Below are 23933 nucleotides of genomic sequence, written 5' to 3' on the forward strand. Positions count from 1 at the left end.
CCCTCCAGTAAGGTTCTGCCGCAGGCTCAAAGTCGTATAACCATCGAGATGGCTACGACGTTCCTAAGAATCAATAATTTCGTAGCTATATTCGACGCTCACCGGCTGTTTCTTGCAACGCACAAAAACGTGCATGCACCGGTTATTTTTACTCTACGAAACTGTTTCTCATTATAGTTGAAAAAAGCACCCGTGCGGTATCAGCACATTTCGCGACGTGACAGAAAGATGAAAAGGGTGTGCAATGTCGCCCGTGATTCGAGTTCCGGAAAAATCGACGATTGGCAGCCAAATCTGCACAGAGTCGGTGCTGGACAGCATGTGCCGGTTGGCGCCCGACATGGCGGAAACGGCCGCATGCCGGCCGTGAGCCAAGCGTTCGAATCATTCGCCGCCAGCACAATTCAGCCGTTGAATGCCTTCTCCAGCCCGGCGACATCGATCTTGACCATGCCGAGCATCACCTCGGTCACGCGCCTGGCCCGCTCGCGGTCGCCGTGGTCGATCATCTCGGAAAGCATGCGCGGCACGATCTGCCAGGATAGGCCCCAGCGATCTTTCAGCCAGCCGCAGGCCTCCGGCGTGCCGCCATTGGCGAGGAATGCTTCCCAGACCCGATCGATCTCGGCCTGGCTTTCCAAGAGGATCGCGATCGAGAAGGAATGGTTGAAGCTATCGAGCGGACCCGCCTTCATCGCCAGGAAGGCCTGATTGCCGAGCGTGAACTCGATCAGCTCGACGCTGCCGGGAGGCCCGCTCGGCGTTTCCGCCGGAAGAATGGTCGTGCGGCCAACCCTGGAATCCGGGATTATGGACACATAGAATTCGACGGCTTCGCGCGCTTCCTGCGCGAACCAGAGATTTGAAACGACCTTCGCCATGATGCAGCCTCCTTGTTGACGGTAGACCCGGACGATTGTCCGATGATCCAAGGACGCCCCGCCGACGCGGTTTCCGACAAGTGCGGCTGAAATTTTCCGTCGGGTTGCCTCTGTCCTATCAAGCAGCCTTGCCGCCATGCGTAAACCCCTTGGGATAGCGGCGGCTTGGGAATGAAAGCAGAACATCTTTTCTGGTCTTTCCTTCCCGAATCACTACATTACGCGCCATGAGCAATAGTTTCGACGATATTCCCTTCTTCGACGAAGAGCCGAGCGAGATGGCGCGCAAGCCGCAGCCGCCTGCCGCGCCCGCCGGAAGGGCGCCCGCCACCGGTGGCATTGCCGCCCGCGCCATGGCCGCCCGCGACGGCGGCAGCCGGCCGGATTATCTCTCCGGGCTGAACCCCGAACAGACCGAAGCCGTCGAAACCCTGGAAGGCCCGGTCCTCGTGCTTGCGGGCGCCGGCACCGGCAAGACTCGCGTGCTGACAACTCGCATCGCACATATCCTCAATACCGGCCGCGCCTTCCCCTCGCAGATCCTCGCCGTCACCTTCACCAATAAGGCGGCCCGCGAGATGAAGGAGCGCATCGCGTTGCTCGTCGGTGGCGCCGTCGAAGGCATGCCCTGGCTCGGCACCTTCCATTCTATCGGCGTCAAACTTCTGCGCCGCCACGGCGAGCTCGTCGGCCTGCGCTCCGATTTCACCATTCTCGATACCGACGACGTCGTCCGCCTGATCAAGCAGCTGATCCAGGCCGAAGGCCTCGACGACAAGCGCTGGCCGGCCAAGCAGTTCGCCGGCATGATCGACACCTGGAAGAACAAGGGTCTCGGCCCCGCCGATATCCCTGAGGGTGACGCGCGCGCCTTCGCCAACGGCCGCGGCCGCGATCTCTATTTCGCCTATCAGGCGCGCCTGACGACGCTGAACGCCTGCGACTTCGGCGACCTGCTGATGCATCCTATCGCGATCTTCCGCAAGAACCCCGATCTTCTGAAGGAATATCACGGCCGCTTCCGCTATATCCTCGTCGACGAGTACCAGGACACCAACACCGCTCAATATATGTGGCTCCGGCTCCTCGCCCAGCGCGCCAAGGGCGAGCCGCAGAACGTCTGCTGCGTCGGCGACGACGACCAGTCGATCTATGGCTGGCGCGGCGCCGAGGTCGACAACATCCTGCGCTTCGAGAAGGATTTCCCCGGCGCCAAAGTCATCAAGCTCGAGCGCAACTACCGCTCGACCGAACATATCCTCGGTGCCGCTGCCCATCTGATCGCCCATAATGAAGGGCGGCTCGGCAAGACACTGTTCACCGACCGCTCCGATCCGGACGACGTCAAGGTGCAGGTGCACGCCTCCTGGGATTCGGAGGAGGAAGCCCGCGCCATCGGCGAGGAAATCGAGCAGCTTCAGCGCGGCAAGCATCTGCTCAACGACATGGCGATTCTCGTGCGCGCCTCCTTCCAGATGCGCGAATTCGAAGACCGCTTCGTCACCCTTGGCCTCAACTATCGCGTCATCGGCGGCCCGCGCTTTTACGAGCGCCTGGAGATCCGCGACGCCATGGCCTATTTCCGCCTGGTCGCTCAAGCCTCCGATGACCTCGCCTTCGAGCGCATCATCAACACGCCGAAGCGGGGCCTCGGCGACACGACGGTGCGCGCGCTGCACGACTATGCGCGAGCCCGCGATATCCCCATGCTTGCGGCCGCCGCCGACATCATCGAAACGGATGAGCTGAAGCCGAAAGCGCGAAAAGCCCTCTTCGACGTGATTCAATCTTTCCGCCGATGGCAGGAACTGCTTGAAAACACACCGCATACCGAACTTGCCGAGCAGATCCTCGAAGAGTCCGGCTATACCGACATGTGGAAGAACGATAAGAGCGCCGAAGCGCCCGGCCGCCTAGAGAACCTCAAGGAACTGATCCGCTCGATGGAAAGCTTCGAGTCGATGCGCGGCTTTCTCGAACACGTCTCTCTCGTCATGGATGCCGAGACCAACGAGAACCTCGATGCCGTCTCGATCATGACGCTGCATTCGGCCAAGGGCCTCGAGTTCGACACCGTCTTCCTGCCCGGCTGGGAGGAAGGCCTCTTTCCGCATCAGCGCTCGCTCGATGAAAGCGGCCGCGCCGGCCTGGAGGAGGAACGCCGCCTCGCCTATGTCGGCATCACCCGTGCCAAGCACCGCTGCCACATCTGGTTCGTCTCCAACCGCCGTATCCACGGCCTCTGGCAATCAACCCTGCCCTCGCGTTTCCTCGACGAGCTGCCGGAAACCCATGTCGAGGTTGCCGAAATGGAGCAGAGCTATGGCGGTTACGCCCGCGGCGGCTACGGCCAATCCCGCTTCGACAAGGCGGAGCCCTTTGCCAATTCCTATTCCACGCCCGGCTGGAAACGCGCCCAGGCCAACAAGACCGATGCCACGCGCGACAATTGGGGCAGCCGCTCCGGCCACGCCGTCGAACGTATCGGCTATGGCGAAAGCGGCCCGAAGGGACGCACGATCGAAGGCGAGCTGGTGGCAAAATCCACCTCGTCGGAGCCTTCGCGTTTCACCCTCGGCGACCGCGTGTTCCACCTGAAATTCGGCAACGGCAACATCACCGGCATCGAAGGCAACAAGCTGACGATCGAGTTCGACCGAGCCGGGCAGAAGCGGGTGCTGGACGGGTTCGTCGAGCGCGTGTGATAATCACCTCTGCGCGACGCAAGACCCTTTACCCGAGCATCCGCATGCTGCCGAGCCCGAGAATATCGTTCATCAAGGCGATGCCCATCCCGATGGCCACGATCGACAATCCGATCAAGAAAAGTCGGCGCGACCGGTCATATTTGACGGCAAGCAGCGAGTCCCGCGCCAAGAGATCGGCAAACACCTTCACCTGAATAGCGATGCCGACGGTCAGGAACGACATCGGCAGCAGATCGACGCGGCTCCAGTTATTGGGATTGGAAACCCAGAGACTGATGAAATTGAGAGAGAAACCGAGGATGATCCCGGTCGCCGTCAGCGACCCGTTGCGGAACGTCGCATCGATCTTCTCGTTCGGCTCTGACTCGGACATGGTTTCGCTTCCGGCTTGGGTCTGAGCAAGAAAGGCAGAAATTGCGGCCGGGAGCAAGATCGGCCTCGCATCGCGCTTCCGCGCCCGGTGCAGAACTCCATCCGATCGAACCCATCTGTCTACAAAAACACAATAATTCCAAAAAGATATCTTTGGTAACCGAAAAGTTAACGTGTCAAAACGTCGCTTTGACGCTTGGCGCAAATCAGCTTAGCCCGGAACCTGCCCGTCCATGAAAGGCGGGCTTCACGACGAACTTTTCGAAGGAGGTTCAAGTGACCAGCGTTTCATCTCTCGGCAGCACATTATCCCAGTACCAGTCTCCGCTTTCCAGCCTCGACAAGAATGGTGACGGCGTCGTTTCGGCGGACGAACTCGCCGCCGCGTCGCAGTCCTCGTCATCCGGCGCGGCTGCGACATCAGCCGACGGTGACGACAGCAGCGCCGATATCGTCAAGAAGATCACCGCCGACATCCTGTCGCTGATGCTGTCCCTGCAAAAGACCGATGACAGCGACGATCAGGCTGATGGCAGCGATCAGAGCGACGACACCTCCAAGGGCGTTTTTGCCGCGATGGATAGCAATGGCGACGGCAAGTTGACCGAAGCCGAATTCCTCGCCGCTGATCCGAACAAGATCAGCACCTCAGGCGACAGCGATCCGCTGCTCACCAAAGTGCTGAGCGACATGCAGACGGCCCTCCAAGCCCATCGCAATACCTATGGCGCATCCCCTGCGGCAAGTGATTCCGTAGCCGACGCCGTGACCGCGGCATAGTTCGGCACGGGGTTCCGCCGGGGGAGCCTCGATCCGCCAGACGCAAAAGCGTCTTCCGCCTTCCCTTCCATTTCGACACGAGGGCCGTCGCAGGCTCTCGCGGTGATTGCATTAGCGTATTCTTTTTCAGCCACTTACTACCGCTAGTACCAGATTTAACACTTGCGCGTCGGCGCCTGGAAATCCACTAGTTGATGCGTTCAATATGCTTGGCGTCTTTACACTGGAATAAGCGAAGGGATTGGCCTTGATGAAAGCGCTGCTGCTCGTCGACATTCAGAATGGCTTCTGTCCGGGCGGCAATCTGCCGGTACCGGATGGCGATAAGGTGGTTCCTATCGCAAACAGTCTGATCGACAGCGGCAAATACGATCTGATCGTCGCCTCCCAGGATTGGCACCCGCCGGGCCATGGCAGTTTCGCCTCCGCCCATCCGGGTGCGGCCCCTTTCGAGATGGGCGAACTGTCGGGCAAGCCGCAGATGATGTGGCCCGATCACTGCATTCAGGGCACGCTCGATGCCGAACTGCATCCCGTGCTGAAATCCGAAGAGATCGACCTGATCCAGCAGAAGGGCGAGGATCCCGACATCGACAGCTATTCCGCCTTCCGCGACAATGACCGCGATGCCTCGACCGGCCTTGCCGAATTCCTCGAGGGCCAGGCTGTCACCGATCTCGACGTCTGCGGGCTGGCGACCGACTATTGCGTCAAGTTCTCCGCGCTCGACGCGCTGGAGATGATCCCGGGTATCCGCGTCCGCTTCATCGAGGATGCAAGCCGCGGCATCACCCCCGAAGGCGTTGCCGCCGCCATCGACGAGATGCGCGCCCATGGCATCGCGATTATCGACAGCGCCGAAGTCCTGGACGGCTAACTGACGCTATAAAAGCGCGTCGCGATCGTTCAGATTCGCCCCCGGCACTTTGGCTCTTGTCTTTATGCATGTCGTTTTACGCGACAGGCTTTAAAAACAATGCGGGGAATGTCGGATTGGCGCACGCCGACCCGTCCTTGGCTATGAACACACCGACCATGGGAGTCGAGAGATGAGAAAGCTTGTGACCGCTGCCTTTGTCAGCCTGGACGGCGTAATGCAGGCGCCCGGCGCGCCTGAGGAGGATCCGACCGGCGGCTTCACCCTTGGCGGCTGGACCGTCAATTATTGGGACGAGGCGATGGGCCAGTTCATGGATGGGATCTTCACCGACCCCTTCGCACTGCTGCTCGGCCGCAAGACCTACGAGATCTTCGCCGCCCACTGGCCTTATGTCGGTGAAGACGATCCCATCGGTAAGGCCTTTAACGCCGCGACCAAATATGTCGCGACCACCTCGGCGGAGCCGCTCAGCTGGGAAAATTCCATTGCGTTGCGCAGCGATGCTGCCGCCGAAATCGCCCGGTTGAAACGGGAGGATGGCCCCGACATTCTCACCCAGGGCAGCAGCAGCCTTCTGCAAACACTGCTGGCGCACGACCTGATCGACGAACTCCGGCTTCTGACCTTCCCGGTGATCCTCGGCCCCGGCAAGCGCCTTTTCGGCCATGGCGCCAGACCGGAAGCACTGAAACTCACCGCCAACTCGGTATCGACCACGGGCGTCATCATGAGCGTCTACGAACGCGCCGGCGAGGTCGAACCCGGCAGCTTCGCCATGTCGGAGCCCTCGCAGGCCGAAATCGCGCGCCGGGAGCGGATGAAGCGGGAGGGCTGAGGAAGAGACTGCAGTCCAGTGTCTTACTTCATGACATAGGCATCGTAGGTCTCGTCGCTCCCGGCATCTGGGCCGAAGCGTTTGACGAGTTCTGTCGCACTCTGGAAAGCAGAGATATCCTCCGGCGTCAGGGACAACCGCCAAACATAGCTTTCACGCAAGGAGACGGGGGCCGTAATCTGGTCGAGCCGCCGCGAAAGAAGAATGACGACAGGCACCTGCTCACTCTGCTGCAATCGACGTGCCGTTTGCAGCATATCGGCAAGGCTGAGCGAAAGCCGCGCGTTGCGGGTATATCGCACGATGGCGCCGAACCGCTCCTCGCGCGGAAGATAGGTGCGATTGGAAAGATAATAGGGCAGCGCTTCCACGAGATAGTCGGGATCTGCCATGATGATCGCATCCTTGAGATCGGGGCGCGATTGAATGAACGCCCCGAAATCCCTGCTCCGGCTAAAGGGTATTTCGGCCACGAAGGCGCGATTGACCTTTTCGATACCGGACACGACCTGCAGCGCCAGTAATATCAGGAAGCACAGACGCCCGAACTTTACGCCGCTGCCGGTTGCCTTCATGCCGGCAACGTCCACTCCTTCACGCTGGAAGTTCGTGCTCAAGGCGGTCATCGCGATCATGAAAACCAGCCAGAGCGCCTGATGTCTGTATCCGCCGGGATAGACAAGCGTAAAAAGCAGCGAAAGCCCCAACAGAACAAGACCCGCTGCGATCATCGCCGGCCGCCTGTTCGCCAGCGACAACAGGCTGGCATAGACGAGCACGGACATCAGCGCTGTGAAAATGCGTGACGCCAGCGGATATGCCACGACCAATTCAAGGATGCAGTTGGGATAGAATTCCATAAAATGCGAACTGGGCGCAGCAAGAGCGCCAAGGGCAAGCAAAACGAAGTTCTTGCCACTGAGATCGTTCTGCCCCGTATCATTGAAGGTCGGATAGACCGTTACGAAACACAGGACAATTCCAACCGCGGCAATGGCGGCAGCTGTTGCAAAGGCCCGGTATTCCGTCAGAGGAGACCGCGGTCGCACCAGAATTAAATCGAAAAACCAATAGGCGAGGAAGCCGCCGACAAGGACGACCGAATGGACGTTGGAATTTGCCAGCAAGGCAAACAGCAGGCCGAGCAAGATCCCGTTGCGGGCTCCTTTCTCCCAGATCAGAACGATTAGGAAAATCACCAGCATGCTGATGCCGTAGTTTCGCGACATCGCGGCGTATTCGAAAATCGAAAAGCTGCCAAACAGCGACAGCAGCATGATGGGAAGCGGCAGTTTCAGCCTGAAAACAAGAAGATAGGCCGCGGCCGCCGCAATCGTCAGCGCGACAACCTTCAGAACGACGGGGGAGCCGACAACGACATAGGCGGCGCGCAGCAGGATATACCAGAGAGCTGGATGACCCTCGCCATGCAACTGGCGAAGCATATCGGCGAAATTGTCCCCCTGAAGGGCCAGCGACAATGCGCGAACCTCGTCACGCCAAACGGTTTCGGACCAGCAAAGAGCAGACGCCAGCGCAAGCCAAACCAAAAAGATCAACGGTTTGCCGAGCTTGGCGAAACGCGGTTCATCAACAACAGAGACAATCGAGGCCAAATGACACGCAAACCCGGTGAATGACAGCGTGACGACCATATCGGCCGTGACATAATTTGGCGTTAAATGTAGGCCGCCATTTGATTATCAGGCGCCAGAGGTTTTGCTCTCCCTCTCGAGAAGATGGATGTCCTCGGCTAGATCCTCCATTCTCTTCAACAAGGCAGCCTGGGCGTCTCTCAGCCCTCGATTGTAGAAGTACGGACCGGTCTCCTCGGCGAAGAAGTCGAGCAGGAATTCAGCCGGCAAGGCGCCAATAGGATCGAGCTCCCGGTCGAAATAAGCGCGAATGCGCGAAACGATCTCAGCCTTTTCGTCCTTGGAAAATTCGATCTTCTTCATGGTTTCCTCTTTGAATGCGACCGGGGCTGCGATGGTTCAGCGAAATCGATCGGTCAATCAATGAAATTCAATTGCCGCTGCAATCCATAGACCATAAGGGAAAGCTTGGATTCCAACAGGATAAGATGATCGCATGAATCGCGCCGACTTTGTTGAAGGTTTGCGGGGCGGCTCCGCCGTTGCGCTGGCGTCGGCGCCCTTCGGCGCTCTGTTCGGGGCGCTCGCGGTCGAAAACGGCCTGTCGCTTTCCGAGGTCGCCTTTATGAGCGCCACCGTCTATGCCGGCGCCAGCCAGATGGTCGGCATCGAGCTCTTCGGTCACAATGTCCATGCCTGGCTGATCGTGCTGTCGATCCTCGCCGTCAATTTCCGCCACGTGCTCTATTCGGCGGCCTTGGCGCGCTATATCGGCCATTTCACGCCGGTGCAGAAATTCCTCACCTTCTTCCTGCTCGTCGATCCGCAATTTGCCGAAGCGGTGAAGCGCAGCGAGGCCGGCAAACCGCTGACCTTCGCCTGGTATTTCGGCTTCGGCATCATCATCTATATCCCCTGGGTACTGATCAGCGTCATTGGCGGCATGCTCGGCGGCTTCATCGGTGATCCCAAGGCCATCGGCCTCGATATCCTGCTGCCGGCCTATTTCCTCGGCATCGTTCTCGGCTTCCGCAAGCGCGACAATTTCCTGCCCGTGGCGCTCGTCAGCGCGGTGGCTTCCGTGCTCGCCTATCGCTATGTCGGCTCGCCCTGGCATGTCAGCCTCGGCGCCGCTGCCGGCATCGTCCTTGCCGCCCTGCTGCCATTGCCGCCGCAGGAGCCCGATCTCGAAGCCGACGCCCTGCAATCCGAAGTGCATGAGGTCTGAGCCATGGAATTCGATCTTCACATGGCGCTCGTCATCCTCGCCGCCGCGGTCGCCACTTTCGCCACACGCATCGGCGGCTACATCCTCATCACCCGGATGAAGAGCATCCCGCCGCGCATGGAGGCGGCGCTGAATGCGGTGCCGGCCGCCGTGCTGACGACGCTGGTCGCACCTGCCTTTTTCATCGGCGGCTGGGACTCGAAGCTGGCGCTGATCGTCGCCCTCTTCGTCGGCCTGCGTTTCACCCATACGTGGATGCTGGTCGCCGCCTGGATCGCAGTGATGATCTGGCGTCATACCGCCGGCGTCTAAGGCCGGCATTCAGACGACATTGCCTTAATATTCCACCGGCAACGTCGCGTTTTCGAGCCACGCCCGGACATCGTGATCATGGATCAGCGGCATCAGCGCCTCGCGCGTGCGGCGGTGATAGTCGTTGAACCAGTGCAGCTCGTCATGGGTCAGAAGCTCAGGAATGACGAGACTGCGGTCGATCGGGCAGAAAGTCAGTGTCTCGAAGCCGAGCATGGCCGCGTCGCCGCCGTCGATCTCCTCGGCCGCGCGCACATAGATCAGGTTTTCGATGCGGATGCCGAAGCTGCCGGGCCGGTAATAGCCCGGCTCGTTGGACAGGATCATGCCGGGCAGCAGTTCCTGCGTCGAAAGCCTGGAGATGCGCTGCGGCCCCTCATGCACCGAGAGATAGGAGCCGACACCATGGCCCGTGCCGTGCGCGAAATCGGCCCCTGCCCGCCACAGCGCGATGCGCGCCAGCGGGTCGAGGTCACAGCCGCGCGTGCCTTTCGGGAAACGCGCGGTGCTGATCTGGATCATCCCCTTCAGCACCAGTGTGAAGAAACGGCGATGTTCTTCTGAAACCGCCCCGATGCCGACGGTACGGGTGATGTCGGTCGTGCCGTTGATATATTGCGCGCCGGAATCGATCAGGAAGAGCTCGCCAGCCTCGATCATCCGGTTGGTCTCGGTCGTCACGCGGTAATGCATGATCGCCGCATGTTCGCCAGCGCCGGAAATCGTGTCGAAGGAAATATCCTTCAACGGGTTCTGCATATTTTGGCCGACCCGGGCCCGCGCCGCTTCGAGGTGCTCGGCGGCAACAATTTCGCTCACTGTGCCGGGTTTTGTCTGCGACAGCCAATAGAGGAATTCCACCATTGCCGCCCCATCCTGCAGATGCGCGGCGGCCGAGCCATTGATCTCGACGTCGTTCTTGACCGCGCGCGGCAGCTTGGCGGGATCGGCGCCCTCCACCCCTTCGCCGCCCGCCTTGCGGATAATCTCGGCCAGCGCATAGGAGGCGATATCGGGGTCGATCAGCACACGGCCGCCATCCCTGGAGACGGCGCCCAGCCTCTCCTCCAGCGCCGAGGGCGGCAGCTGCGTGCAGATCTGCGCGAGATAGGCCTCCAACTCGATGCCGGTCTTGCGTTTGTCGAGGAAGAGCTCGGCCCGCCCGTCGGCATGGACGATGGCACGCGCCAGCGGATGCGGCGTGTGCGGCACGTCGGCGCCGCGGATGTTGAAGGTCCAGGCAACCGAGGAGGGATCGGCGATTAACACTGCCGCCAAGTTCTTCTTCGAAAGGTCGGCGGCGATCGTGGCGATTTTATCCCTGGCAAGCACGCCGGCCTGCGCAACATTCTGAATGCTGACCGCGCCGAGCGGCTCGGCCGGCCGGTCGCTCCAGAGCCTGTCGAGCGGATTGTGCGGCAGGAAGGTGAGCGTGCCGCCGATCTGCGAAAGCGATCGTTCCAGACGGCGCACCTCGGCACCCGCATGCAGCCAGGGATCGATGCCCAGCCGAAGCCCCTTGGCTCCGTTTGCGGCAAGCCAGAGATGCGGCGGCTCGTTGACGAGATCGCCGCTCGAGAAGACCGAACCGTCGACCTGTTCGGCAAGCTGCGTCACATAACGCCCGTCGACGAAGACGATCGCCTGCGTGCGCAGAACCATTGCAATGCCTGCCGAGCCGGTGAAGCCCGTCAGCCAGGCCAGGCGCTCCGAACATGCGGGAACATATTCGCCGTTGAACTCGTCGGCGCGCGGCACAAGAAAGGCGTCGATCTCGAGGGAATCGAAAGCAGCGCGCAGCGCCGATACCCGATCCCTGCCGAATTGGGGCGTGGAGGTGACTTCGAAGGACTGGAACATGCTGGAAACCCGAATGGTTGAGACGAATCCGGTAAAGGGGATGCCGGCCATGTTAGCGAAATTTCAATCGATGGGGAGAAAAAGCGACGAAACGAGTCGAAACCGTAGGGGCGGCCTAGTATTTTGACAGAACTGTGACGCCAAAAGTTAATTTGGCACGCTTTATGCATTAGCCGCATGGCTCCCATGAGCCAAACCCTCTGCCTCCGCCTTTCAGAATAGCTATATAGACGGCATCGAACGGTTCGCGATGAACCTGCAACAAAGGAATTTTTGAAATGGCCGCCTCTCTCTCGCGCTTCGCATACAGCAGCCCGGTGCAGGCTGGCGAACGCCAGACCGTACGTCACGTCATCGGCGCCCGCCGGCCGCAGAACGACGACAGCCTCAAGCTGCTCGGCGCGGGCCAGCGCGCCACGCGCCACAACGGCGCTCCCAGCTACGCGTTCTGAGTCTGAAAGCCCGTCCGTCTCCTCCCTCCCGGACCGGCCTATTGGAATGCAGTAGAGCCCGCTCGAGCGCTCCTCCCCTTTGAGCTCGCGGGCATTGACCGGATAGACCGGTCCAAGGCGGTGCCATCGGCACCGCCTTTTTTGTTGTCGTCGGTAGGGTTTAGCTGGTGGACAGGTTCCTGATATAGGCGCCGGTACGGTGAATGGCTCCTTCCGTCGACCCCACGCTCCGTCATGCGGCCTTGAGCCGAGCATCCATGCGGCAATGAGGTGATGTTCTCGCCAAACTCGCCGCCGGCGCAGTGAAACACCGCGTCGGATGCGCCATCAGACAGGCACTCGCCTCCTCATCGCCCCAAAAACTCAAGGCCGATCGAAATGGATCGTCACCCAGCCGTTCCGCCAGATCGTCCTGACATGCCGAAGCCTCGCGCCGCTATAGGCGGCGATCACCTTCCAGCGCTGCGCGGCGAGAATGCCCGAAAGGATCACCGAGCCGCCGGGTGCGAGATGCGTCGCAAGCTTCGGCGCCATGCGGATCAGCGGCCGGGCGAGAATGTTGGCGATGATCAGATCGAAGGGACCATGCTCGGAAAAGGCCGTCGAATGAAAGCCCGGCGCAGTCCGGGTGACGATGCCCGAGGCGATGCCGTTGCGGCGCACGTTTTCTGCCGCCACCCGCGTCGCGATCGGGTCGATGTCGGTTGCGAGCACCGGTATGTTCTTGAGCTTGCGCACCGCAATCGCCAGCACGCCGCTACCGGTGCCGAGATCGAGCGCGTTGCAGACCGGGCGCGACCGCACCACGGCGTCGATCGCCTCGAGGCAGCCGGCGGTCGTGCCGTGATGGCCGGTTCCGAAGGCCTGGCCGGCATCGATCTCGATGGCGATATCGCCGGGGCGGACCTTGTCGCGGTCATGCGAGCCGTGCACCAGGAAGCGCCCCGCCCTGACAGGCTTCAGCCCCTCCAGCGATTTCACGACCCAGTCGACATCGGGGATGACTTCCCGCTCCAGCCGGGCATCGGGGAAAGAGGCCTTCAATGCGGCCTCGACGCGGGAATGCACTTCGGCCTCGTCTTCGGCCATCATATAGATCGAGGCTTCCCAGATATCTTTCTTCTCGTCGATCTCGGTGGTGCCGATGGCAAAGTCTTCTTCGCCGAAGACCGCACTCAGAAGATCGAGGATCTCTTCGGCCTTGCTCTCGGTCGTCGTCACGTAAAGGCGGATTTCACTCACGATAGGCGGTCTTTCCCGTTTCCGTTGCTCGCCACCGGTCGAGGCAACGCCCCATCACGCTGAAACCATCACCCCTTATTGACGAGATTCTCCAGCTTCTTTACCGCCGTGTCCGGGTTTTCGCCATAGGCGATCGTTCCGGCAAACCGCCCGGCCGAATCGAGTAAGAAGACCGAGGCGGTGTGATCCATCGTGTAATCGCCGTTCGGATCCTTCTCGTCGACCGGCACCTTCTTGGCATAGACGCGGAAACCCTTGATGACTTCGGCAATCTTGTCCGGCGGACCCGAAATGCCGGTGATGCGCCTGGAAACGTTGGAGACGTATTCGTTCATAATCTCGGGCGTGTCGCGCTCTGGATCGACAGTCACGAAATAGGCTTGCAGCTTGTCACCCTTGGGGTCGACCTTCTCCATCCAGCCGTTTAGCTCGAAGAGCGTCGTCGGGCAAACCTCTGGGCAGTGGGTAAAGCCGAAAAACAGCGCCGTCGGCTTGCCGCGCAACGCTTCTTCGGTGATCGGCTGCCCGCTCTGCGAGACCAGGGTAAATGGAACACCGAAGGGCGCCTCCGCCGCCACATCCCCCGATTTCAAAGGATACCATCTGACGAAGCCGAGAACCCCGGCAAGTATCAGGACACCGACCCAGACGGCGATGCGGAATGTCTTCATTGGCGAGATCCTCGATCCAGGCGGATGCGCCGCCCGCCTCTTCCGGCGTGATTATAGTCTCGACCGAAGGGGCGCAACTCAACAATATGTTTTCTGACCCGTGATTAATTGTCTCATCGGCCGCAGCCGTTCCCCGACCGGAAATCGCCCCCCAGAAATCAGCACGATAAAAAAATCGATGTTTGTGAATAGCTTGCCTTCAGAGCGACGGACAATCCCAAAATACATATCGTTAGGAAAGACTTAAGCCGTCACATCTATATTTAACGGCAGTTCTGCATCGCTACTCCGCCGGGGATAACTGGGAAGAATTCTGACCATGAACAACAACAACGCCATCAAGCAGTCGGGCGCTTATCTCGAAATCGTCTCGTTCCACCTGGGCGACCAGGAGTTCTGCATCGACATCATGGCCATCCGCGAAATCCGCGGCTGGGCGCCGGTGACGCCGATGCCGCACACCCCGCCCTACGTGCTCGGCCTCATCAATCTGCGCGGCGCGGTGATCCCCGTCATCGACATGGCCTGCCGCCTCGGCATGAAGATGACTGAGCCCTCCGAGCGCTCGGCGATCATCGTCACCGACATCGCCGGCAAGCTGGTCGGCCTGCTGGTCGAGCAGGTTTCCGACATGATGACTATCAAGAGCGAAGACCTGCAGCCGCCGCCGGAAATCATCCCGGAAGCCCAGCGCGCCTTCTGCCGCGGCATCGTCGCACTGGAAAAGACCATGGTCTGCTTCCTGAACCTCGATACGGTTATCGCCGACGAGCTGACTCAGGCCGCTTGATACTTTTCCATTCTGGCATTGGAAGGCCCGGCTCGTCCGGGCTTTTTTATTAGGTGTCGAGAGTGCGGCAGGCATGATTTCCGTGTGCAAAACCCCTCCCCCAAGGGGGAGGGACTAACCGGGGCTACGCCTCATTCCCCCGAAACGTCGAGAATCTGGAAAGCGGGTGCGCCAAATTAAGCCCCTCCCTCTTGTGGGGCGGGGTCTTCATCACCGAGGACAGTAGTCCCTGAGCTTTACGGCTTCCCATTCTTCCACGTGACAGTCTGCCCATAGAGCGGAATCGTCGAGATCGACATCTTCGCAGAGCCATCCGTCAGTTCCCTGGAATGGGCGAGATAGATCAGCGTGTCGTTGGCCTTGTCGTAGATGCGATTGACGACCAGCGTCTTCCAGATCAGCGACATGCCCTGCCGGAACACTTCGCTGCCATCCTTGGACAGGTCGATATTGCCGATCTCGATCGGCCCCGTCTGCCGGCAGGCGATGGAATTGTTGGAGGGATCTTCGAACCAGTTGCCGTTCTTGAACCGGTCGATCAGGCTGCGGTCGAAATAGGTGACGTGGCAGGTGACGCCCTTGACCTCCGGATCGGAGAGCGCCTCGACGATGATGTCGTTGCCGATCCAGTCGACCCCGACCTTGCCGACGACCTCGGCCGAGGCGGCGCCTGCGGAAAGGGTGGCGAAGGAGAAGGCGGCGAAAAGAAGATTGCGCAGGTTGGACATGGCGGCTCCTTAGAGCGCCGCGCGTCCGACCGGACGCGCTAAGGACGCTCTATCACTTTGAATCTGCGCATAATCCTTTACGAAAATCGATTCCGATTACTGGGGTTATGCGCTGAATAATCCGCCTTCTAGATAAGTGCGTCCACATGCTTCGCAAGAAAGGCCGACTGCGGGAAAGGATCAGCCTTTCCGGCAGGTGCAGGGCTCATAGGCCCGCGCCGTCAGCCGGCCAGGCTTCATGCCGATCAGCGCCGGTATGGCGTGAACGGCATTGGCCTTGACCGCCTTCGCCATCTCGATGGCCGCAGCCGCGCAAACGATGGCGTCCTCGGCCGCATTGTGGTGCACAAAACGCAAGCCGAGATGCTCGGCGATCAGGTTCAGCCGATGCGAAAGGAAGTGCGGCCAGATCCGCTGCGCCATCTTCAGGCTGCAGAGATAGGTCAGCTCCGGATAGGATTGCCGGTAGAGATCGAGGCACGCCCGCCAGACGCTGAAATCGAAGGCGGCATTATGCGCGATCATCGTTGCGCCGCTGATATCCTCGTGGAACTCGTCCATCACCTCGGGAAATTCGGGCGCATCCTCGACGTGCTCCGGCCGGATGCCGTGAATCGCGATGTTCATCCCGGAAAAACGCATGTCGCGCGGCCGGATCAGCCGCTCCTCGACACGCGTGACCCTGCCCTCCTCGATCCAGGCAAGGCCGACGGAACAGGCGCTGCCGCGCTGTTCGTTCGCCGTCTCGAAGTCAATCGCAATGGTCTTCAAATCAGTACCCGAATCATTTCCTCGGGAACAGAAATACCGCCCCGCTCCCGGCCGCGCAAATTCGGCACGACGTACGGTTGACTTTTCACCCGGCATATCCAAACTTGCCGCCATGATCGGCTCCGTGACCGTGGCAGCGCTTATTCATCACACCACGACCCTTGAAGGGTACGCGGGAGCGATGGCGCGTTAGCAGCGATCCGATCACCCCCGAAAACCCTGCCGAGGCGAGCAGGGTTTTCCAAAACCCGGGCTCTCCTCCTGAAACGAACGGAGAGCAGCCAATGTCTGAAAACGAAGAGACTGAGCCTGGCCGCCGGCCGCGCCTGCCGGAAGGCGTCCTCGTGCGCGCCGTCCGCCTCGCCGATGCGGAGGAGATCACCGATCTCATAAATCTGCCAGGCTATCGGGCCGGCACCCTGCGGCCGCCGTACCAAAGGGTCGAAGAGGTCCGCAAATACATGGAAAACCCATCGCCGGGCGCGCTCAACCTCGTTGTTACCTTGGATGGCAAGATCGTCGGCAATTGCGGCCTCCACCGTCTCTCCGGCCGCAGGCAGCACGTCGCCAGCCTCGGCATGGGGATACATGACGATTTCACCGGCCGCGGTTTCGGCCGCATCCTGCTCGGCGCCATGGTCGAGGCCGCCGACGATTGGCTGGATGTCAAACGGCTGGAACTGACCGTCTACACCGACAACGACGCCGCCATCGGCCTCTATAAGACGTTCGGCTTCGAGCGGGAGGGCCTGCTGAAAGCCTTCGGCTTTCGAGCGGGAAAGTATGTCGACGCCTATACGATGGCCCGGCTCAGGCTGTGAGTGGACGAGGCTGGCGGCTTGCCGTCATCAGCCTCTCACCCGCTGATCAGCGCCAGCCACTCGTCCTCGTCCATCGTCTGCACGCCGAGTTCGCGCGCCTTGTCGAGCTTCGAGCCGGCGCCGGGTCCGGCGACGACGATGTCGGTCTTCTTGGAGACCGATCCCGCCACCTTGGCGCCGAGGCTTTCCGCCCTCGCCTTCGCCTCGTCGCGAGTGAACTTTTCCAGCGAGCCGGTAAAAACCACGGTCTTGCCGGCGACTGGACTGCCGGTCGTTACCGGCTGTTCGGCCTGCTGGGGCGTCACTTCCTCGAGCAGCCGGGTAATCACCTCGACATTACGCGGTTCCTTGTAGAATTCGACCATGGCGCGCGCCACCACCTCGCCGATGCCCTCGATGGCGTTGAGATCGTTCCAGGCGTCGCCGGAAAGCGGTGCCGCCTCCTTCATCGCAGTCGCAAAGGCTTCGTAAGTTCCGTAGGAGCGCGCCAGCAGCTTTGCCGTGGTCTCGCCGACATGACGGATTCCGAGCGCATAGATGAAGCGGTGGAGTGCAATGCTGCGCCGTTCGTTAATCGCCGTATAAAGCTTGCCGACGCTGACCTTGCCGAAGCCGTCGATATTCTCCAGCTTGGTCAGCGATTGCTGCTGGCGCTTCTCCAGCGTGAAGATTTCGGGCGCGGTGCGGATCTGCAGCGACGCATCCTCGTGTTCGAAGAAGAAGTCGATCTGCTTCGAACCGAGCCCCTCGATGTCGAAGGCGTTGCGCGAGACGAAGTGCTTCAGATGCTCGGTCGCCTGCGCCCGGCAGATGAAACCGCCGGTGCAGCGACGCACCGAATCCATCTTGCCGGTCTTCTCGTTGACCTCGCGCACCGCATGCGAGCCGCAGACCGGGCAGGTTTTCGGAAATTCGTACGACCGGGCGTCGGCCAGGCGCTTTTCCATCACCACGTCGAGGATCTGCGGAATGACGTCACCAGCGCGCTGGACGATGACGGTATCTCCTTCGCGGATATCGTGATCTTCAGGCCGAATGCGCTCGCCGCTATTGCCGATACCCTTGATATAGTCCTCGTTGTGCAGCGTCGCATTGGTGACGACCACGCCGCCGACGGTGATCGGCTTCAGCCGCGCCACCGGCGTCAGCGCGCCGGTGCGGCCGACCTGGATCTCGATTTTCTCGACCTCGGTGAAGGCCTGTTCGGCCGGAAATTTATGCGCCGTCGCCCAGCGCGGTGAACGCGAACGAAAGCCGAGACGGGCCTGCAGTTCGAGACTGTCGACTTTATAGACGACGCCGTCGATGTCGTAGTCGAGATCCGGGCGCTCGAGGCCGATCTCGTCGTAATGCGCGAGGATGTCGGCGACCGAATTCAGCCGCTTCATCAGCGGGTTCACAGGAAAACCCCAGTCCTTGAAGGTCTGCACCATGCCGAATTGCGTGTCGGCTGGCATTTCCGAAATCTCGCCCCAGGCATAGGCGAAGAATTTCAGCTTGCGGCTCGCCGTCACCTTGGCGTCGAGCTGGCGCAGCGACCCGGCGGCTGTATTGCGCGGATTGACATAGGTCTGCTTGCCCTCTGCTTCCATCTGCCGGTTCAGGGCCAGGAAGTCGCTCTTGGCCATATAGACCTCGCCACGAATCTCCACCACCGCGGGTACCCCCTTTGGCAGCTCGTTGGGGATTTCGGCAATGGTGCGAATATTGGCGGTGACGTTCTCGCCCGTCGTGCCGTCACCACGTGTGGCAGCCGTCACCAGCCTACCGTTCTCGTAACGGATCGACATCGACAGACCGTCGATCTTCGGCTCGGCGGTAAAGGCGATCGACTGGTCCGGCAGACGGCCGAGGAAGCGATAAACGCTGGCGACGAAATCCTGCACGTCCTCCTGCGAAAACGTGTTGTCGAGCGACAGCATCGGCCGCGCATGGACGACGGGCGAGAAGGTGACGGAGGGCGCAGCACCCACCCGCCGCGACGGGCTATCCTCGCGGATCAGCTCGGGAAACCGTACCTCCAGCGCATCGTTGCGGCGCTTCAACGCGTCGTAATCCGCATCCGAAATCTCTGGCCGGTCCCTGCCATGGTAGAGCGCGTCGTGATGCGCGATCTCCTTTGCCAGCCGCTCAAGCTCGGCGGCAGCCTCTTCGATCGTCAACGTGTCGACGGCGGAACCTTCGGTGGACATGGAATATCACTCCAGAGAATCTGGCCAGAAATCTGCATTGTTTTTAGAGCAAAATTGCCGGATGAAAAGAGAGGCAATATCTGTCGCGTTGCGAAGATAGCTCTACCCCAGTCCGCAGCAGTACGCAGCCGGACACCGCTGACGTACAGACGGACCGCTGACCTTTCCACCCTCATTCCTGTGCCTGTCACAGGAATCCAGCCACCGCGCGTCTGCGCGGAGATTGACTCTCTTGCACCGAAGAAGAGTCTTCTGCGCCCAAGGACTTGGGCGCACTGGATTCCTGTGACGGGCACAGGAATGAGGGAGGTTGGGGCCGGCTTTCTCGCCAAAATTCGACACGCGGAGCATCGCACAGACGGATAGCATTTGAATACCCTCCCCGCCCTATTCCCAATCCCTCGCATTGCGCAACCGGATACCGCTGACATGCAGGCTGGTGGTCCAGAGGCCCTTCAGCGGCCGCAGACTGTCGAGCACTCGAAGCTCCACCCGGCGCGGCGCAAACTCCCGATCGAGCCGCGATATGGCAACCCGTTCCGTGGGAATGACGCGTCTGCGCGATACCCACATGCCCGCATCGTCAAGATCTTCGAACTCCTCCGCCGGCATCTCGTAACGATGGATCGTCTCTGCCTCGAGCCTTTCCAGCCAATGACGCTCGACAAAGGCGACGGCGCGCCAATCGCCGAGCCAGCGCCGCCGTTCGGCCTCCGGCGTATCCGACGTTGCCCATGCCAGAATGCGCGGGCAGTCGCGCGGAAAGAGATACATGAAGTCATGATCGCCATCGATCGCCCAGACGAGCGGACCATTCAGCCATTCCCGGCCGAGCGGGCGAATGGAGGGAATGCGGACGGGGCGCGGTTCGAATATGGCAATATCGGGATCGTCGCTGAAATGGAAAAGCCGCATGGCGAGGGATCACCGCTGAACGAGCGATTGGCATAATGTGAATCGAACGCATGTCACAGCGGCCGTCTGGCGATCAGCCGTTGCCGGCCAGCAGCCGCTTCGCCGCCGCCCTCGCCTCTTCGGTCACCGAAGCTCCGGCCAGCATCCGGGCGATCTCTTCGGTGCGGTCCTTCTGCTCCATCGTTGCCACGCGCGTGGCGATCTTTTCCGACCCTTCGGCGACCGGCCCTTTGGAGATCAGAAGATGCGTCGCCGCTCTCGCGGCGACCTGCGGCGCATGCGTGACAGACAGCACCTGCACCCGCTCCGACAGCCGCTTCAGCCGCAGGCCGATCGCATCGGCCACCGCACCGCCGACGCCGGTATCGATTTCGTCGAAGACGAGCGTCGGAGCCGATCCGCGATCGGCAAGCGCCACCTTCAGCGCCAGCAGGAAACGCGACAGCTCGCCACCGGAGGCGACCTTCATGATCGAGCCCGGCCGCGTGCCCGGATTGGTCTGGACATGGAACTCGACGACGTCGATGCCTTCGGCAAGCGCCTCCTGCGCATCCGTGGTGATCTCGACCATGAAACGGGCGCGTTCGAGCTTCAGCGCCGGCAGCTCCGTCATGACGGCCGTAGCCAGTGCGGTGCCGGCATGATGGCGCTTGTCGGAGAGCGAGCGCGCCGCCGTATCGTAATTCTCGTGCGCCAGGCCGACTTCGGCTTCGAGCCTGGCAAGCCTTTCCTCGCCCGCATCGAGGTCGGCAAGATCGGCGATCATGCGGACGGCAAGAGCCGGCAGCTCGGTGACGGGCACCGAGTATTTTCGCGAAGCAGCCCTGAGCGCGAAAAGCCGCTCCTCCACCCGCTCCAGCTCTCTCGGATCGTATTCTGTCTTGCGCAATGCCGCCTCGACTTCCATCTGGGCGTTGGAAAGCTGGTCGAGCGCGGCATCGAGCAGCGTCACGGTGTCTTCAAGCAGGCCCGGCGCCTCATGGCTCTTGCGCTCCAGCCGTCGCACCAGCGAAGCGATATGAGGCACGGGCGAGGCATTGCCGTTCAGGAACTCGGAGGCCTCGGCGATATCGCCGGCGATTCGCTCCGCCTTCATCATCTTCTGCCGGCGGTCGGCGAGTTCGTCCTCCTCGCCATCTTGCGGCGAGAGCTTCTCAAGCTCTTCGACGGAAGATCGGAGATAGTCGGCTTCGCGCGCCGCACCTTCCACCTTCTCGCGGTGCTTCTTTAGCATCCGCTCGCTGTCGCGCCACAGACGATAAAGCCGGGAAACCTCCGAAACCTCATCGGTGAGACCGGCGAAGGCATCGAGCAGAGTGCGGTGGGCATTGGTGTCGACAAGGGCGCGATCGTCGTGCTGGCCGTGGATTTCGACCAGCATCTGGCCGGCCTGACGCATCAGCTGCACGCTGACCGGCTGATCGTTGACATAGGCCTTGGTGCGCCCGTCCGCCGATTGCTGGCGACGGAAGATCAGGTCGCCCTCGTCGTCGATGCCGTTTTCACGCAGCAACTTGCGGGCGCCGTGGTCCATGCCGACATCGAACACCGCCGTCACCTGGCCCCTGTCCTCGCCGTGGCGCACCAGATCGCCATCGCCGCGTCCACCGAGCGCCAGCGACAGGCTATCGAGCAGGATGGATTTGCCTGCTCCGGTCTCGCCCGTCAGCACGGAGAGGCCGGTCTCGAAGGCAAGATCCAGCCGCTCGATCAGGACGATATCGCGGATCGAAAGCTGGATCAGCATTGGCCTCAGGAACCGAGCAGGAGTTTCTTGCCTGCCGCAGCGATCCACGAGCCCTTGTTTTCACGCGGCTCGGCACCGCCGGTCTGCAGCAGCTTGTAGGAATCGGCGTACCACTGGCTGTCGGGATAATTGTGGCCGAGGACGGCAGCCGCCGTCTGCGCCTCGTCGACAATGCCCATGGCGTAATAAGCCTCGACGAGACGCGCCAAGGCCTCTTCGATCTGGTTCGTATTCGGATATTTCTCGACGACGATGCGGAAGCGCGAGATCGCGGCGAGATATTCCTTCCGCTCCATGTAGTAGCGGCCGATCTGCATTTCCTTGCCGGCGAGCTGGTCCCGCGCAAAGCGGATCTTGGCCTGGGCGTCGTCGACATATTCGGAGTTCGGATAATTGTCGATGACGGCCTGCATCGCTTCGATCGTCTTGGCCGAGGCGCGCTGATCCTGGGTCACGTCGACGATCTGCTTGGAATAGGTGAGACCGATGAGATACTGCACATAGGCCGCATCCTGTGATTTCGGATATTGCGACATGTAGCGGTTGCCGGATGTAAGCGCATCGTCCAGGCGGCCCTGGCGGTATTTGACGAAAGTGCTCATGACAAGCGCCTTGCGCGCCCATTCGGAGAACGGGTTCTCGCGGTCGATGGCGTCGAACTTGCGCGCCGCTTCCGCCATGTTGCCGGCCTTCATGTTGGCAAGGCCCTGTGTGTAGAGCACATCCGGCGGATCGGTTTCGAGGCCGAGCTTGGTGATGTCGATATCGGGATCCGACTGGCAGCCGGATATCGAGGCGCCCGCGCTGAGCACCAGAAGCGATGCGAACAAAGCACGCGCTGTCTTCATCATACCGTCAGATCCTGCATAACCCATTCGAAAGAACCCCACTGCCGCCGCTCGCTCCACGGCAGCCACGCCTCGCTGGCGTTTCTAGCCATAAATGTGCATCAAGAGCAACGCAATGATAAGGCATTAACGCATTTTTGTGGCAGCAGCCGGGGAATGCCCGGCTTTTCCTCTTCTTCCCCGACCTGTGGCAGTAAAGCATCTGACCCGGCGGACATAAAAAAACCGCCTCCGGGAAAGAGGCGGCCTGGTCTTGAGAATATGCTGGAGGTCATGCCGACCAGGGAGCGAATCCGGAAGCGCTGACCGCGATCAGTTCGCGGGCGGCGACACGCTGGCGCGGCGTCGACGTCTCCACAACCTCATAGGCGGAGGGATCGGCGAGCAGCGCCTTCAGCGCATTGGCATTCATCTTATGGCCACCGCGGTAGGACCGGTAGCAGCCGATGAACGGCGCGCCGGCAAGCGATAGATCACCGACGGCATCAAGCGTCTTGTGGCGGACGAATTCGTCCTTGGCGTAACGCAGCCCTTCGACGTTGATGACGGTATTGTCGTCCGAGATGACGACGGAATTTTCGAGCGAGGAGCCGAGCGCGTGGCCCGAAGCCCAGAGACGCTCGACATCGCGCATGAAGCCGAAGGTGCGGGCGCGGGAAAGCTCGGCCTTGAAGACGGCCGCGGTCATGTCGCCGGCCCACTTCTGCCGGCCGATCAGCGGGCAGTCGAAATCGATCTCGACCTCGAAGCGCGTGCCGTCATAGGGACGGAATTCGCTCCAGGAGCCGCCATGCTCGATTCGCACCGGCTTGGTAATGCGGATATAGCGGCGCTTGACGCCAAGCGAGACCAGGCCGACCTGCTCGATCGCCTCGACGAAGGGCAGCGAACTGCCGTCCATGATCGGCATTTCGGAGCCCTGCACCTCGATCACCACATTGTCGAGGCCGAGCGCATAGATCGCCGCCATCACATGCTCGATCGTCGCGACCGAATGGGCGGGCGAGAAGCCGAGTACGGTGCAGAGGTCGGTATTGCCGACCTGCGAGGAGACGGCCTTGAGTTCGGTGATATCGCCATTGGCATGCATGCGCTGGAAAATGACGCCGGTATCCGATTCGGCCGGGTTCAGCGTGATCGAGACATTAGCACCCGAATGGACCCCGATGCCCGAAAGCGTCACGGGACGCGATACCGTCGTTTGAAAACCCAGCAAGCCAATTGCCATAAATTCTGCCTTTATTCTTCCGCACCGGCAGTCTGCCCAATCGGCGCGGTCATCGTTCATTCTGTACAACGAGCCTG

General features: G+C 61.0%; 23 protein-coding genes. 9 read left to right on the forward strand and 14 right to left on the reverse strand.

What is annotated here, in order from left to right; translation table 11 throughout:
* Positions 1-404: 404 nt before the first annotated feature.
* Positions 405-881, reverse strand: a complete 477-nt coding sequence (locus tag K6N12_RS18760) for a VOC family protein (protein WP_097628269.1) — start codon at positions 879-881, stop codon at positions 405-407.
* Positions 882-1108: 227 nt separating this feature from the next.
* Between K6N12_RS18760 and K6N12_RS18765 the strand changes: the two genes are divergently transcribed.
* On the forward strand, positions 1109-3586 hold the full coding sequence (locus K6N12_RS18765; RefSeq protein WP_097628268.1) for an ATP-dependent helicase: 2478 nt from the start codon (positions 1109-1111) through the stop codon (positions 3584-3586).
* Positions 3587-3614: 28 nt separating this feature from the next.
* Here K6N12_RS18765 and K6N12_RS18770 read toward each other — a convergent pair whose 3' ends face one another.
* Positions 3615-3962: a hypothetical protein gene (locus K6N12_RS18770; RefSeq protein ID WP_097628267.1), complete on the reverse strand. Its 348-nt coding sequence runs from the start codon at positions 3960-3962 to the stop codon at positions 3615-3617.
* 275 nt (positions 3963-4237) lie between these two features.
* Here K6N12_RS18770 and K6N12_RS18775 point away from each other — a divergent pair, with 275 nt between their 5' ends.
* The 3 genes from K6N12_RS18775 to K6N12_RS18785 all read left to right on the forward strand — a co-directional run bounded on the left by K6N12_RS18775 (position 4238) and on the right by K6N12_RS18785 (position 6456).
* Positions 4238-4741 (forward strand): EF-hand domain-containing protein, encoded by a 504-nt coding sequence (locus K6N12_RS18775; RefSeq protein ID WP_097628266.1) that lies wholly within the window; start codon positions 4238-4240, stop codon positions 4739-4741.
* Positions 4742-4991: 250 nt separating this feature from the next.
* Complete coding sequence (gene pncA, locus K6N12_RS18780; RefSeq protein ID WP_097628265.1) at positions 4992-5618, forward strand: bifunctional nicotinamidase/pyrazinamidase; 627 nt, start codon at positions 4992-4994, stop codon at positions 5616-5618.
* 172 nt (positions 5619-5790) lie between these two features.
* Positions 5791-6456 (forward strand): dihydrofolate reductase family protein, encoded by a 666-nt coding sequence (locus K6N12_RS18785; RefSeq protein ID WP_097628264.1) that lies wholly within the window; start codon positions 5791-5793, stop codon positions 6454-6456.
* A gap of 23 nt (positions 6457-6479) precedes the next feature.
* Here K6N12_RS18785 and K6N12_RS18790 read toward each other — a convergent pair whose 3' ends face one another.
* Both K6N12_RS18790 and K6N12_RS18795 read right to left on the reverse strand, forming a co-directional pair.
* Complete coding sequence (locus K6N12_RS18790) at positions 6480-8072, reverse strand: hypothetical protein (RefSeq protein ID WP_097628317.1); 1593 nt, start codon at positions 8070-8072, stop codon at positions 6480-6482.
* Between the two features lie 87 nt (positions 8073-8159).
* Positions 8160-8414: a DUF2164 domain-containing protein gene (locus K6N12_RS18795; RefSeq protein ID WP_097628263.1), complete on the reverse strand. Its 255-nt coding sequence runs from the start codon at positions 8412-8414 to the stop codon at positions 8160-8162.
* 133 nt (positions 8415-8547) lie between these two features.
* On the opposite strand from K6N12_RS18795, the gene K6N12_RS18800 reads away from it, so the two are divergent.
* Both K6N12_RS18800 and K6N12_RS18805 read left to right on the forward strand, forming a co-directional pair.
* The gene (locus K6N12_RS18800) at positions 8548-9279 is read left to right on the forward strand and encodes an AzlC family ABC transporter permease (protein WP_097628262.1); all 732 of its coding nucleotides are present in this window, start codon (positions 8548-8550) and stop codon (positions 9277-9279) included.
* Positions 9280-9282: 3 nt separating this feature from the next.
* Positions 9283-9591 (forward strand): AzlD family protein, encoded by a 309-nt coding sequence (locus K6N12_RS18805; RefSeq protein ID WP_097628261.1) that lies wholly within the window; start codon positions 9283-9285, stop codon positions 9589-9591.
* Positions 9592-9615: 24 nt separating this feature from the next.
* Here the strand turns inward: K6N12_RS18805 and K6N12_RS18810 are convergent, their stop codons facing one another.
* The gene (locus K6N12_RS18810) at positions 9616-11451 is read right to left on the reverse strand and encodes an aminopeptidase P family protein (protein ID WP_097628316.1); all 1836 of its coding nucleotides are present in this window, start codon (positions 11449-11451) and stop codon (positions 9616-9618) included.
* A 278-nt stretch (positions 11452-11729) separates the two neighbouring features.
* Between K6N12_RS18810 and K6N12_RS18815 the strand changes: the two genes are divergently transcribed.
* The gene (locus K6N12_RS18815; RefSeq protein WP_165503931.1) at positions 11730-11903 is read left to right on the forward strand and encodes a hypothetical protein; all 174 of its coding nucleotides are present in this window, start codon (positions 11730-11732) and stop codon (positions 11901-11903) included.
* A 363-nt stretch (positions 11904-12266) separates the two neighbouring features.
* Here K6N12_RS18815 and K6N12_RS18820 read toward each other — a convergent pair whose 3' ends face one another.
* Together K6N12_RS18820 and K6N12_RS18825 are read right to left on the reverse strand one after the other, a co-directional pair.
* Positions 12267-13145 (reverse strand): 50S ribosomal protein L11 methyltransferase, encoded by an 879-nt coding sequence (locus K6N12_RS18820; protein WP_097628260.1) that lies wholly within the window; start codon positions 13143-13145, stop codon positions 12267-12269.
* Between the two features lie 68 nt (positions 13146-13213).
* Entirely contained in the window at positions 13214-13816 is a 603-nt protein-coding gene (locus K6N12_RS18825; protein ID WP_097628259.1) for an SCO family protein, read from the reverse strand.
* Positions 13817-14135: 319 nt separating this feature from the next.
* Here K6N12_RS18825 and K6N12_RS18830 point away from each other — a divergent pair, with 319 nt between their 5' ends.
* On the forward strand, positions 14136-14606 hold the full coding sequence (locus K6N12_RS18830; RefSeq protein ID WP_003541378.1) for a chemotaxis protein CheW: 471 nt from the start codon (positions 14136-14138) through the stop codon (positions 14604-14606).
* Between the two features lie 236 nt (positions 14607-14842).
* Here the strand turns inward: K6N12_RS18830 and K6N12_RS18835 are convergent, their stop codons facing one another.
* Together K6N12_RS18835 and K6N12_RS18840 are read right to left on the reverse strand one after the other, a co-directional pair.
* Positions 14843-15334 (reverse strand): CreA family protein, encoded by a 492-nt coding sequence (locus tag K6N12_RS18835; protein ID WP_097628258.1) that lies wholly within the window; start codon positions 15332-15334, stop codon positions 14843-14845.
* A 180-nt stretch (positions 15335-15514) separates the two neighbouring features.
* A complete protein-coding gene (locus tag K6N12_RS18840) occupies positions 15515-16105 on the reverse strand; it encodes a 3'-5' exonuclease (protein WP_097628257.1) in 591 nt (196 codons plus the stop codon).
* A 284-nt stretch (positions 16106-16389) separates the two neighbouring features.
* Here K6N12_RS18840 and K6N12_RS18845 point away from each other — a divergent pair, with 284 nt between their 5' ends.
* Positions 16390-16926, forward strand: coding sequence for a GNAT family N-acetyltransferase (locus tag K6N12_RS18845; RefSeq protein WP_097628256.1), 537 nt, complete (start codon positions 16390-16392; stop codon positions 16924-16926).
* A gap of 35 nt (positions 16927-16961) precedes the next feature.
* Here the strand turns inward: K6N12_RS18845 and ligA are convergent, their stop codons facing one another.
* From ligA to lpxC, 5 genes are all read right to left on the reverse strand, one after another.
* The gene (gene ligA / locus K6N12_RS18850; protein WP_097628255.1) at positions 16962-19118 is read right to left on the reverse strand and encodes an NAD-dependent DNA ligase LigA; all 2157 of its coding nucleotides are present in this window, start codon (positions 19116-19118) and stop codon (positions 16962-16964) included.
* A gap of 387 nt (positions 19119-19505) precedes the next feature.
* Positions 19506-20033 carry a DUF6886 family protein gene (locus K6N12_RS18855; protein WP_097628254.1) on the reverse strand — a complete coding sequence of 176 codons (528 nt, stop codon included), beginning with the start codon at positions 20031-20033 and terminating at the stop codon, positions 19506-19508.
* A gap of 73 nt (positions 20034-20106) precedes the next feature.
* A complete protein-coding gene (recN, locus tag K6N12_RS18860) occupies positions 20107-21780 on the reverse strand; it encodes a DNA repair protein RecN (RefSeq protein ID WP_097628253.1) in 1674 nt (557 codons plus the stop codon).
* 5 nt (positions 21781-21785) lie between these two features.
* Complete coding sequence (locus K6N12_RS18865; RefSeq protein WP_172643284.1) at positions 21786-22655, reverse strand: outer membrane protein assembly factor BamD; 870 nt, start codon at positions 22653-22655, stop codon at positions 21786-21788.
* Positions 22656-22899: 244 nt separating this feature from the next.
* Entirely contained in the window at positions 22900-23856 is a 957-nt protein-coding gene (gene lpxC, locus K6N12_RS18870) for a UDP-3-O-acyl-N-acetylglucosamine deacetylase (RefSeq protein WP_097628252.1), read from the reverse strand.
* Positions 23857-23933 lie beyond the last annotated feature (77 nt).

Origin of the sequence: Rhizobium redzepovicii (genome assembly GCF_019793435.1) — a bacterium.
Classification (GTDB): Bacteria; Pseudomonadota; Alphaproteobacteria; order Rhizobiales; family Rhizobiaceae; genus Rhizobium; species Rhizobium redzepovicii.